Source organism: Streptomyces sp. NPDC059861 (assembly GCF_042731435.1).
Classification (GTDB): Bacteria; Actinomycetota; Actinomycetes; order Streptomycetales; family Streptomycetaceae; genus Streptomyces.
In genome coordinates, this window is record NZ_JBHWJQ010000033.1 from 69,451 (window position 1) to 80,618 (window position 11,168).

Sequence of the window (11,168 nt, forward strand, 5' to 3'; positions counted from 1 at the left end):
GGGGCGCTGCTCCCCGTCTTTGTTTGGGGGGTGGCGCGGGGGGGGGGGGGGGGGCCCCCCCCCCGCCGCGGGGCCCCCCCCCACCGGGGTGGGCTCAGCCCTCGATCGGGAAGATCGTGCCCTTGTTCATGATGCCGTTCGGGTCGAAGGCGGCCTTGAGCTTGGCGAGCATGTAGTAGGCCGAGCCGTGCTCCTCCTTGGTCCACGGGGCGCGGTACTTGCCGATGCCGTGGTGGTGGACCATGGAGCCGCCGACCTTGAGGGCTTCGTCGACGATGATCGCGTTGAGCGGGATGTGGTACTTCTCGATCTCTTCCCGCGGCTCGCAGTTGATCTCGTAGTCGTAGACGAAGTAGAGGTTCGTGCCGGTCTGGTAGGAGTGCGAGGAGTGGGCGCCGAGCATCGTCAGGTCGCCCGCGTCCGGGTACTCGTTGCGAATCCGGTCGATGACGTTGTCGTACAGCTCGACCGTGTGCGACCAGTCCACGGAGACCTCGGTGGTGTAGCCCAGCTTGTTCTCGCGGAGCATGGTCTCCTTCTCCGCGTCGATCTTGTCCTGGCCCCAGTTGAGGTGGGCGAACCAGGTGGAGATCAGTTCGGGGTCGACCTCGCTGTGCGGGTGCCGGTCCGCGACCCGCCGGATCTCCTCGCTCGTCGCCTCGACCAGACCCTTCGGGCCCTCGGCGACGAAGACCACCACGCACTTGCCCTCGTAGAAGTGGGAGAAGTGCTGACGGGCGTCCTCGGGCGAGTAGACGCGCACGACGGAGGGGCGGAAGCCGTTGGTGACCACCTCTCGGATGATCGACACACCGGTGGCCATGTCGTCGACGAGGAAGCCGTGGTACTCGTTGTTCTCCGGGTGGTGCCGGAAGACCTTGAGGGTGACCTCGGTGATGTAGCACAGGGCGCCCTCGTTGCCGATGACGATGTGCCGGATGTCCGGGCCGGCGGCGCGGCGCGGGACGTTCTTGATCCGCGAGACGGTGCCGTCGGGGAAGACCGCCTCCAGGCCGACGACCATGTCCTCGATGGCGCCGTAGAGGGTGGACAGCTGCCCGATGGAGCGGGTGGAGACCAGGCCGCCGTACTGCGCCAGCGGCTTGGACTGCGGGGAGTGGCCGGTGGTCAGGCCCTGTTCGCGCAGGATGTCCTCGAGCCGCTGCAGCGGAACGCCGCAACCGACGGTCACCTGCATGTTCTCGGCATCGATCTTGATGATCTCGTCGATGCCGGAGCCGTCGAGGACGATGGTGTCCTGGACGGCGGTCTCCAGACCGCCCTCGGTGCCGGTGCGGCCGGTTCGCGCCACCACGTTGATCAGGTTCTCGTTCGCGAACTTCAGCACGGCGGCGACGTCGGCGGTGCTCCTCGCCCTCACGATGGCGCACGGAAAGGGGCCGTCGTAGATGCCGTGGACGGATGTGAACTTCTTGAAGCGGTCCACGCTTGCCTCGCGCAGCTGCTGCTCGTCGGTGACGACCTTCTCGGGGCCGACCAGGCTCGCGAGCCCGGCGACGATGTTCCCTCGGTCCAGCTTGGAGACGGACGGTGCCATGGTGAATCTTCCTCTTGCTTCTTCGTGGGAGGTGGGAGGTCGGTGGGGGGACGGTGAGGAGGGCCGGGTCAGCGGACCAGGTAGCCGCCGTCGACGGCCAGGACGTGCCCGTTGACGTAGTCGGAGGCGCGGGAGGCGAGGAACACGGTCGCGCCCATGAGGTCGGCGACCTCGCCCCAGCGGCCGGCCGGGATGTGGTCGAGCACGCGCTGGTTCGTCTCGGGGTCGGCGCGGGTCTCCTCGGTGATCTTCGTGGCGAAGTAACCCGGGGCGATGGCGTTGACCTGGATGTTGTACTGCGCGAGCTCGTCGCAGTAGGCCTTGGTGAAACCGGCGATGCCGTGCTTGGTGGCGGCGTAGGCCGGGGACCACCGGCCGCCGAGGAAGGAGAACATCGAGGCGATGTTGATGATCTTGCCGGAGCGCTGCGGGATCATGAACTTGATCGCCTCGTGGCTCAGCTCGAACGGCGCGGTCAGATTGACGTCGATCATCGGGTCCCACTCCGCGCGGCCGAACTCCTCGACGGAGGCGAGCTTGGAGATACCGGCGGAGTTCACCACGATGTCGAGCGAGCCGAAGGCGTCCACGCAACCCTGGGCGATCTGGGCCGGCACGCCCGGCTTGGTGAGATCGGCCTGGAGGAACTCCATCCTGCGGCCCTCGGCCTCGATCAGCTTCGCGGTCGTGCCGTCGTCCGGCATGACGCTGGGCACGAACACGTTGGCGCCCGCCTTGGCCAGGGCCAGCGAGAACGCCTGACCGAGGCCGGTGTTGCCGCCGGTGACGACGGCGTTCTTGCCGTCCAGGGAGAAGAAGTCGCGGTTGAACTCGGTGATGTCCATGGGTGCGTCTCCGGGAAGGGGGTTGTCGGGGTGAGGGTCAGTCGGCAGCGAGCTGCGGTTGCCGGACGGCGGTGCGGGCCGCCAGTTCGCGGGCGCGGACCCGCTGGGTGACCGTCGTGACGACCAGGCCGAGTACGGCGGTGGCGAGCAGGACGGCGAAGAGGGTGGAGTAGCCGCCGCCGCGTTCGGGGACGGCGGGCTCGGCGGTCGGGTCACCGATCCACCAGGCGACCAGCGCCGGAAGGAAGGCATCGGGGAGATAGGCCAGGCCGGAAGCGAGGCCGATCACGCCGCCGCGCTCGTTCTCGGGGATCTCCACCTCGCCGACCGTCGCCCAGTAGACCCCGCGGGCGGCGAAGACGAACAGGCACAGCACGAACATCAGGGCCAGCGCGACCCACATCAGCGCGCTGGTGCGCGGCATCAGCAGGAAGGCCGCGGCGATCGCCGCGCAGCCGGCGAACATCCAGCGCAGGAACTTCGGCGAGGACTTGGTGACCTTGTCGACCAGGACACCACCGGTCGGTCCGGCGACGAACTGGAAGACGTAGGTGCGCACGACGCCGATGACACCGATCACCCCGGCGGCCAGTCCGTACTGGTATTCCAGCAGCGGCGAGAAGTAGCCGAGCGTGGTGTAGAAGCAGTACATCAGCATGACCGTCAGGCCGATCAGCCAGGTGTACTTGTTCTTCGCCGCGCGCATCAGCTGGCGCAGGGTGACGGCGGAGGAACCGAGAGCGGACAGCTTCTCCTTGTCGTCCTTGACGCAGAACCAGACGGCCGCGGCGAGCACGAAGCAGAGAATGCCGTAGATCCGGATCAGCCACAGGACGCCGTGGGAAGGGACGACGGCCATGGCGACGATCGCGGTGCCCACCAGGCCGACGAGCGTGGAGGTGATGCCGCGCACGCCCTCCAGGAAACCGAAGAGCCGGCCCTGTTCGGAGGCGTCACCCAGCATGCCGATCGCCTTCACCAGCGCGGGCCAGTACAGGCCCATTCCGAGGATCGCGAAGGCGATGTGGATGAGCAGAGTGCCGGAATACCCTGGCGCCATGGCCAGACAGACGTCGGCGACTCCGGTGCCCGCCAAGGCGATGGTGATCAGCAGCCGCGGAGAGAATTTGTCGGCGAACCAGCCGCCGAAGAAGTACATCACCATCGCCACGACGCCGAACACGGAGACGATGTTTCCGTAGTCCTGGGCCGACAGTTCCAGTGCCTTGGCCGTGGGGCCCAGGAAGACGAACCGGATGTACGCCACCTGGTAGATGATGCCGCCGGTCATCGACAGGATCAGAAAGGCGATCCACCGCCGTGACCGGCTGGTTCCCTCCGTCATGACCACTCCCTTGTGGTTGATTTCGAGCACAACGAAAGCGCGGACAAAAAAAGAGAACAGTAAACACCCCATGGAAAGGGAGTTACTGTTCTCTCGTCTCTAGTAACTGCCGCGACGCGGGGTCGCGGCCGATATGAAGTTTTGTGTCGAGCGCCGCCAAAGCTACGTTCCGGGCCTTGCTTCAGTCAATGCCCTCGGTTGTGTCCGCCGTCACATCTTCCAGACATCCTCGTTCGACGAGGCGATGGCCGCCGCGCCCGCGCCCAGGGCCGCGATCACGTCGTCGCGGTCGCAGACCAGACCGCCCGCGATCAGCGGGACGTCGATGTCCGCGACCACCCAGCCGATGACCCGCGGCATGCAGCCCGGCAGGATCTCCACACTGTCGGCCTTCGACATCGCGACCTGCTTCGCCAGGTTCCGGTACGAGATCGAGTCGATCAGGAAGAACCGGTGCACGGCGTGGAGTCCCAGCTCACGGGCGGCACGCACCATGAACGCCTTGGAGCTGAGCACGCCGTCCGCATCGGTGCGCTCCTTCACGTAGCGCACCACGACGTCCTTGCCGCCGAAACCCTCCAGCAGGTCCACATTGACCAGCACGATCTTCCCCGCCGCCTTGAGAGTGGCGACGGTCTCGGTCAGGTCGAGAATCGACCCGTACAGAAGGAAGACCACCTTGCACTCGGATTCCAGGACCGCCTTCAACTTGGCCTCGTCCGTCACGCTCGCGACGATCGGGTGGTCTTCGAGCAGAGTGGCGAGGGAGGCGGGCACGGCAGGCTCCAAAGACGCAAGGGGAAAAGGTGAGTGACAGACGAGAATAACCGGTGGCGAATTGGCGCGCGGGGCCCGTACTCCGTGGCCAGGCCCGGCAGGGGTCCGGTGGATAGAATTGCAGGTGCGGACGAGTGGCCTGTCGCGTCGGCCGGTCACCGGATCTCGGGGACGGAGCGGCATGACCGGCACCTTTCCCGCACGGGCACAGCGGCAGTACGGATCCGTCACCGGGTCGGGCCGGTGAGGGGGTGGTGCCGATGGACATGGCGGCGAACGACATGAGCCTGTACACGGGTCGGCCTTCCGGCCTGGTCGGGCAGCAGATCGCGGGCTACCGGATCGAGCATGTGATCGGCCGTGGCGGCATGGCCGTCGTCTACCGTGCCCGGGACCTGCGGCTGGACCGCACCGTCGCGCTCAAGCTGATCGCCCCGGAGCGGGCCCGCGACGACACCTTCCGGCGCCGCTTCGCCCACGAGTCACGGGTGGCCGCGGCGATCGACCATCCGCACATCGTGCCGATCTTCGAAGCCGGTGAGACCGACGGCGTCCTGTACATCGCCATGCGGTACGTCTCCGGCCAGGATCTGAGGGCCCTGCTGGACCGGGAGGGTCCGCTCCCCGTCGCGACCGCCTTGCGTATCGCCGTTCAGGTGGCATCCGCCCTCGACGCGGCCCACGAGCACGATCTGGTGCACCGGGACGTGAAGCCCGGCAACATCCTGGTCACCGCGGGCACCGACAGCGACCACCCCGAGTACGTCTACCTCACCGACTTCGGACTGACGAAGAAGTCGCTGTCGCTGAGCGGGTTCACCGCCGCGGGCGAGTTCGTCGGCACGCTCGACTACATGGCGCCGGAACAGATCTCCGGCCGGCCGGTCGACGGAAGGTGCGATCTCTACAGCCTCGCCTGCGTCGTCTACGAAACCCTCGCCGGCGGTCCGCCCTTCCAGCGTGACGAGGACGTGGCGCTGCTGTGGGCGCACCAGTACGACCAGCCGCCTCGCCTGACCGAGCGGCGGCCGGGAATCGCGCCCGCTGCCGCCGATGTCCTGGCCAGGGCCCTGTCGAAGGTCCCCGAGGACCGCTACGACTCCTGCCTGGAATTCGTGGCGGCGCTGCGTGACGCCACCGGGAGCGGTGCCGTCCTCGGCGCTCACGCAACGTCCCTCGCGGATGCCCGGTCTCCCCGCGACGTGCGGGGCTCCGAGCCGCCCCCGGAGCCTCCGGACTGGGCCCGGCCGGTCTTCCGGGGCCCGCCCGGGTGGCCGTAGACCGCTCCGGCTCCGCTCGTCGAGGTGCGGGTGGCTCCTCGCGGTCACAGTCCGAGCGAGATGGCGAGGCGGGTCAGTTCCGCCGTGCTGTTGATGCCGAGCTTGGCCCGGATGCGGCGGAGGTAGGCGTCGACCGTGTGCTTGGAGAGTCCCATGTGGCGGGCCGTCTGCAGATAGGTGCGTCCGGCGGCGATGTGCCGCAGGGTCTCCTGCTCGCGCGGGGCCAGCGTGGGGGCGGGGGCTTCGACGAGCGGCGTGGCGATGGTGAGGCTCATGGGATTCACTCCGATGGGTCGGCTCGGCATCCCTGCTTACGACCTCGGAAGCGGGTGACATATGCCGTTATGTCGCTTTTTGTCCCTGTGTTGAAAAGCCTGACCTCGCGACTTCATGACGGCGTCCGCGGACTGTCACAGGCGCGTCACAGGGACGCGGCGCGGCTTCGGTACCCGACGCGGGGCGAACTGGAGGGGCACTTCAGTAGCCCGCCAGGGACTGCTCGGCCCAGATGGTCTTGCCGACCGGCGCGTGCCGGGTGCCCCAGCGCTCGGCGAGCTGGGCGATCAGCAGCAGGCCACGCCCTCCCTCGTCGAAGGTCCGGGCCCGCCGCAGATGCGGGGCGGTACTGCTCGCATCGGAGACTTCGCAGATCAGCGTGCTGTTCTCATGGATCAGCCGCAGCTGGATGGGCGGCCGGCCGTAGCGGATGGCGTTGGTGACCAGTTCGCTGACCATGAGTTCGGTGACGAAGGCGGCTTCGTCGAGCCCCCAGGCCGTCAGCTGGTCGGTGGTACGCCGACGGGCCAGCGCGACGAGAGAGGGATCGGGCGGCAGCTCCCACACGGCGACCCGGTCGCCGTGGAGGACCCGGGTGCGGGCGACGAGGAGAGCAACGTCGTCCTCCGGACGGTGGGTCAGAAGTCCCGTCAGCACCCGGTCGCAGACCGCCTCCAGCGTGGCGGCGGGACGGGCGAGGGCCGCGAACATGCTGTCCAGGGCGTCGTCGACGTCGTGGTCACGGATCTGCAGCAGACCGTCGGTGTACAGGGCGAGGATGCTGCCCTCGGCAAGTTCACTCTCCACGCTCTCGAAGGGCAGGCCGCCCAGTCCCAGCGGCGGGCCGGCCGGGACGTCGAGGAGGTATACGGCGCCCTCGGGGGAGACCACGGCGGGTGGCGGATGGCCGGCCCGGGCGATGGTGCAACGCCGGGACACGGGGTCGTAGACCACGTACAGGCAGGTGGTGCCGATTCCCCCGGCGGCGTTCCCGGCGCCCTCCGAGCCGGCCTCGTCGGCGGAGAGGTGGATGATCAGGTCGTCGAGGTGGGTGAGCAGCTCGTCGGGCGGAAGATCGACGTCGGCCAGCGTACGCACCGCCGTGCGCAGCCTGCCCATCGTGGCGGCGGCGCGCATGCCGTGGCCGACGACGTCGCCCACGACCAGGGCCACCCGTGCGCCGGACAGAGGGATCACGTCGAACCAGTCGCCGCCCACGCCGGACTCGGTGCTGGCAGGCAGGTAGCGGGAGGCGATCTCCAGTGCCGACTGAACCGGGAGCGACTGCGGCAGCAGACTGCGCTGCAGGGCCATGGTGTTGGTGCGTTCCCGGCTGTGGCGGCGCGCGCCGCGCATCGTCACGGCCGCCCTCGTCGTGAGCCGCTCCATCAGGCGAAGGTCCTCCGGTCCGAAGGGCTCCGGGCGCCGGTGCCGGCCGAGGACGGCCAGGCCGACAGTGGTTCCGCCGGAGCGCAGCGGCACCGTCATGACCGAGTGGACGCCGTGCTCGCGGATCCAGGCGGCCCCGGGGTCCCGCGCCACCCAGCGGGCGATGACCGCGTCGTTCGTCGCGTGGACGGCGCCGCGACCCGCGGCCAGGCACTCGGCGGGCGGTGACAGCGCCGGATAGACGGTCGTCCCGCCGACCCCGACGGGCGACTCCGGGCTGCCTTCGAGGACCGACCGCACCGCGGTACGGCACAGCGTGACCGGCTCCGCCACGGGGACGGAGTACGGCTCGTTGTCGCTCGGGGGCGGGTCCAGCAGGTCGACGGCCATGAAGTCGGCGAGCCGGGGGACGGTGACGTCGCACAGCTCCTGCGCGGTGCGGGCGCTGTTCAGGCTGGTGCCGATGAGGGCGTCCGCCTCGGTCGGCAGGGACGTCTGCTGCCGGGCACGCTCGGCTCCGGCCCGGTCGTGCGCGGCCAGGCACACGGCTCGCACCCGCCCGTCCGGGCCCCGCAACGGGGTCAGCGAGGTCTGCCAGCCCTGTTCGCCGCCCGTACCCGCGCGGTGGACGAAGGCCCCCACATGCTGGGGCTCACCCGTCTCCAGCGCCAAGCGCATCCTGCGTTCGGTCTCTTCGCTCGCGGGATCCGGCGCGATGTCCGGCAGCCGCAGCCCACGCATCGCGGCCTCCGGAAGGGACAGCGCGCGCTCCATGCCGGCATTCGCCCGCAGCAGTCGCAGGTCCGTGTCGAAGATCGCCGTGCGGCACGGGGACTGGGTGAACGCCCATTGCTCCATGGGTTCACTCCAGGGCGTGCGGGGCCTGCCCGGTACGGGGGACACCACGAGCCACTTGGCGCCCTCGCCGGTGGACGTCCAGTGGTGCGCGAGCAGTTCGACGTCCAGCCGGTGGCCGTCGCGGTGCCGCAGTGCCACGGTGCCGTTCCACCGCTTCTGGCCCGACGGGATCCGTCGCGTCGTGGGCGTCCTGGTGCCGGCGTCGGCGAGCAGCCGGGCGGCGGGCAGCCCGATCACCTCGGAGGTCGCGTAGCCGAGCAGCCGACGGGCACTGTCGCTCCACCCGGTCACGATGCCCTGCTCGTCGATGGTGGCCGTCGCCGTCCCGGGCGGCTCACGGGAGCGGTCCGGGTCCTGCGGCCCCTCACCGGGAGAGACGGGAAATCGTTCCATCGCCGCTCATCTCGCCCTCGTCAGCTCCTTCTTCCGCCGTCCCTCACGGGGACCCGCACGCCAAAGGACTCCACTCACCAGCATGATTTAGCGGGGCCGGGAGCACCAACGCAGTGCTGCCGCGCGGACATGTCGCGCGGTGCTCGCTGGGGTCGCGGGGCGGTGGCAGCGGGGCTGGGGCAGGGCTGCGGTGAGGGCGGCCGCCGGGCGGTGAAACGGGCTGAAAGTTAAAATTCAGACATGGCGGAGCGGTCTGCGACAGTCGATCGCGCCAGCACTCCTCCTCCGGACCGAGTGGCTCCCGGGCCCCCGGCATCACGCGAAGCAGCGGAAGTGGAAGACATGGCCACCCCCGACGCCGACTTCCTTCCGACCCACGTCATACCCAGTGACGGGCTGGCTGCATGGGAGGCGCCCGACGTGTCCCGGCCGACCGTGCCCCTGGACGCGCTGCTGCCCGTCCAGCTCGTCGAACGGCGTGGCGACTGGGGACGCATCGTGTGCTTCAACGGCTGGTCGGCCTGGGTCGACGGCCGTCTGCTGGTCCCCGTACCACAGGCTCCGCCCCTGTCCGGAGCGCCGGCCGCCCGCTCGGCCGACCTGCGCCGGCTGCTCGCCCGGGTGAAGGATTCACTCGGCCGCTACGGGCGGGCCACCGACGATCTGGCGGCAGGGAGGGCCGACGGCGAGACCTTCCGAAAGCAGACCCAGGGGTTGCGGGCCGGGGTGGTCGTCGACGGGGAGGCGGCGTGGCTCTACGACGTCGAGCAGGAGCGCTGGATGTACTGCGACGGCGCACAGATCGACATTTACGCCGTCTCCTCCGCCCCGTCCGCCGAGGAGGCGCCGCCGCCGGCGCAGGCCTCCGGTGAGGCGCCGAAGCGGACGCAGATCGTGGACCGGCCGGGGGAGTCCTGACGGGCGGACCGGGCGGTTGAGCTTGGGCCTGATGGCGCCGGAGCGCACAATGAGATCAAGAGCACAAATTCACATGAGGTGCCCCGAAGCATCGACGGGGTCTTCGATCCGCGCGACTCCTACGTCCGGCGGGAGGTGAAACCGTGAGCTCCGGACCGCAATCGGAACGTCCTTCGGGTCCGCCCTCCGGGCCTCTCACCGGCCGCCCCTCCAGCGAATCGGCGGGCCATCCGCCACCGCCGCCCCCACCCGGCGGCCGGGGGCCGGGTGGCCCGCCGTCCGGCCCGGACGGCCCCCCGCGGGGTCCGGGTGGGGCGAGTGGTCCGGGCGGCTCGGGCGGTGACGGGGACCGTCCCAAGCGGCGACCCGGCGGGGGAGGGGCGAGCCCCTGGCGGCGGTCCGTGCCGCGGATCATGGCGGTCACCGCCGTGGTGGCGGCCGTGGTTCTCGTTGTCGTCTTCACCCGCCCCGGAGGCGAACCGGCGGAGGCCGCCGAGGTCATCCTGCAGCCCACGAGTTCGACCGGCCCGGACCCGTACACCCCGTCGACCGCGAAGACGACCTCGTCGTTGCCGCCTGCCGCGCCCAGCACACCTCCGCCCAAGGGCAACGCCATCCGCAGCGTGGCGGGATCGGAACCCGGCCTCTACGGGGGAACGCTCAACACCGCCAGTTGCGACGTGGAGAAGCAGATCCGTCATCTCACCTCCGATGGCGACAAGAACAAGGCCTTCGCCTCGGTTCTGGCCCTCCGGGAGCCCGCGGTCGCCGGCTATCTGCGCTCACTGACCCCGGTACTACTGCGTTCCGACACCCGCGTCACCAACCACGGCTATCGCGCCGGCGCGGCGACCAACTACCAGGCGGTGCTCCAGGCCGGTACGGCCGTCCTTGTCGATGGCCACGGCGAGCCGAAGGTGCGTTGCGCCTGCGGCAATCCGCTCACCCGTGCGGTCCCGCAGAAGACCGCGCCTCAGCAGAAGGGGACTCCGTGGTCCGGGTACCGGCCGCAGAACGTCGTGGTGGTCAACCGCTCGGCCACGGAGATCAAGGAATTCGTCATCTTCGATGCGCAGGACCGGAATTGGGTCCGCCGCGACTCGGGTGACCACGGCGACGCCGACCAGAAGACCACTGCGCCGGCCAGGCATTGGCCCCTGCCGCCGAAGGAGCCGCCGGCCAAGGAATCGCCGCCGGCGAAGGAACCGGGGGACGAGGAATCGCCGGACGAGCAGTCGCCGGACAACAGGCCGGGGCGTGACGACTCCGAGCCGAAGCCCGAACAGGACTCCGAGCCCAAGCCCGACTACGACTCGCCGGAGCACAGGCCCGACGACCCTGGAACCAAGCCTGACAAGCCTGAGCAGAAGCCGGATCACGACAAGCCTGAGCAGAAGCCGGACCACGACAAGCCTGAGCAGAAGCCGGACCAGGACAAGCCTGAGCAGAAGCCGGATCACGACAAGCCTGAGCAGAAGCCGGACCACGACAAGCCTGAGCAGAAGCCGGACCAGGACAAGCCTGAGCAG

At 69.5% G+C, this 11,168-nt stretch carries 9 protein-coding genes; 3 read left to right on the forward strand and 6 right to left on the reverse strand.

Annotated elements, in window-relative coordinates; all coding sequences use genetic code 11:
- Window positions 1–94: 94 nt before the first annotated feature.
- From ACFV6X_RS26180 to ACFV6X_RS26195, 4 genes are all read right to left on the reverse strand, one after another.
- Window positions 95–1,558, reverse strand: a complete 1,464-nt coding sequence (locus tag ACFV6X_RS26180) for an FAD-binding oxidoreductase (protein WP_385387324.1) — start codon at window positions 1,556–1,558, stop codon at window positions 95–97.
- 68 nt (window positions 1,559–1,626) lie between these two features.
- Window positions 1,627–2,403 carry an SDR family NAD(P)-dependent oxidoreductase gene (locus ACFV6X_RS26185; protein ID WP_385387326.1) on the reverse strand — a complete coding sequence of 259 codons (777 nt, stop codon included), beginning with the start codon at window positions 2,401–2,403 and terminating at the stop codon, window positions 1,627–1,629.
- A gap of 37 nt (window positions 2,404–2,440) precedes the next feature.
- Entirely contained in the window at window positions 2,441–3,748 is a 1,308-nt protein-coding gene (locus tag ACFV6X_RS26190) for a nitrate/nitrite transporter (RefSeq protein ID WP_385387328.1), read from the reverse strand.
- A 210-nt stretch (window positions 3,749–3,958) separates the two neighbouring features.
- A complete protein-coding gene (locus tag ACFV6X_RS26195; RefSeq protein ID WP_385387330.1) occupies window positions 3,959–4,525 on the reverse strand; it encodes a glycerol-3-phosphate responsive antiterminator in 567 nt (188 codons plus the stop codon).
- Window positions 4,526–4,785: 260 nt separating this feature from the next.
- Here ACFV6X_RS26195 and ACFV6X_RS26200 point away from each other — a divergent pair, with 260 nt between their 5' ends.
- On the forward strand, window positions 4,786–5,805 hold the full coding sequence (locus ACFV6X_RS26200) for a serine/threonine-protein kinase (RefSeq protein ID WP_385387332.1): 1,020 nt from the start codon (window positions 4,786–4,788) through the stop codon (window positions 5,803–5,805).
- Window positions 5,806–5,849: 44 nt separating this feature from the next.
- Here the strand turns inward: ACFV6X_RS26200 and ACFV6X_RS26205 are convergent, their stop codons facing one another.
- Both ACFV6X_RS26205 and ACFV6X_RS26210 read right to left on the reverse strand, forming a co-directional pair.
- On the reverse strand, window positions 5,850–6,080 hold the full coding sequence (locus tag ACFV6X_RS26205; RefSeq protein ID WP_385387333.1) for a response regulator transcription factor: 231 nt from the start codon (window positions 6,078–6,080) through the stop codon (window positions 5,850–5,852).
- A 202-nt stretch (window positions 6,081–6,282) separates the two neighbouring features.
- Window positions 6,283–8,721: a SpoIIE family protein phosphatase gene (locus ACFV6X_RS26210; RefSeq protein ID WP_385387335.1), complete on the reverse strand. Its 2,439-nt coding sequence runs from the start codon at window positions 8,719–8,721 to the stop codon at window positions 6,283–6,285.
- Window positions 8,722–9,063: 342 nt separating this feature from the next.
- Here ACFV6X_RS26210 and ACFV6X_RS26215 point away from each other — a divergent pair, with 342 nt between their 5' ends.
- Together ACFV6X_RS26215 and ACFV6X_RS26220 are read left to right on the forward strand one after the other, a co-directional pair.
- Window positions 9,064–9,639, forward strand: a complete 576-nt coding sequence (locus tag ACFV6X_RS26215; protein WP_385387337.1) for a hypothetical protein — start codon at window positions 9,064–9,066, stop codon at window positions 9,637–9,639.
- Window positions 9,640–10,052: 413 nt separating this feature from the next.
- Window positions 10,053–11,168 (forward strand): DUF6777 domain-containing protein (locus ACFV6X_RS26220; protein ID WP_385387339.1); only part of this gene is annotated, 1,116 nt, incomplete at its 3' end.

Bases quoted from the DNA above. Each gene is read 5' to 3' on its own strand.
- ACFV6X_RS26215 (WP_385387337.1), top strand. From the start codon at position 9,064: ATGGCCACCCCCGACGCCGACTTCCTTCCGACCCACGTCATACCCAGT.
- ACFV6X_RS26180 (WP_385387324.1), bottom strand. From the start codon at position 1,558: ATGGCACCGTCCGTCTCCAAGCTGGACCGAGGGAACATCGTCGCCGGG.
- ACFV6X_RS26210 (WP_385387335.1), bottom strand. From the start codon at position 8,721: ATGGAACGATTTCCCGTCTCTCCCGGTGAGGGGCCGCAGGACCCGGAC.
- ACFV6X_RS26205 (WP_385387333.1), bottom strand. From the start codon at position 6,080: ATGAGCCTCACCATCGCCACGCCGCTCGTCGAAGCCCCCGCCCCCACG.
- ACFV6X_RS26200 (WP_385387332.1), top strand. From the start codon at position 4,786: ATGGACATGGCGGCGAACGACATGAGCCTGTACACGGGTCGGCCTTCC.
- ACFV6X_RS26190 (WP_385387328.1), bottom strand. From the start codon at position 3,748: ATGACGGAGGGAACCAGCCGGTCACGGCGGTGGATCGCCTTTCTGATC.
- ACFV6X_RS26185 (WP_385387326.1), bottom strand. From the start codon at position 2,403: ATGGACATCACCGAGTTCAACCGCGACTTCTTCTCCCTGGACGGCAAG.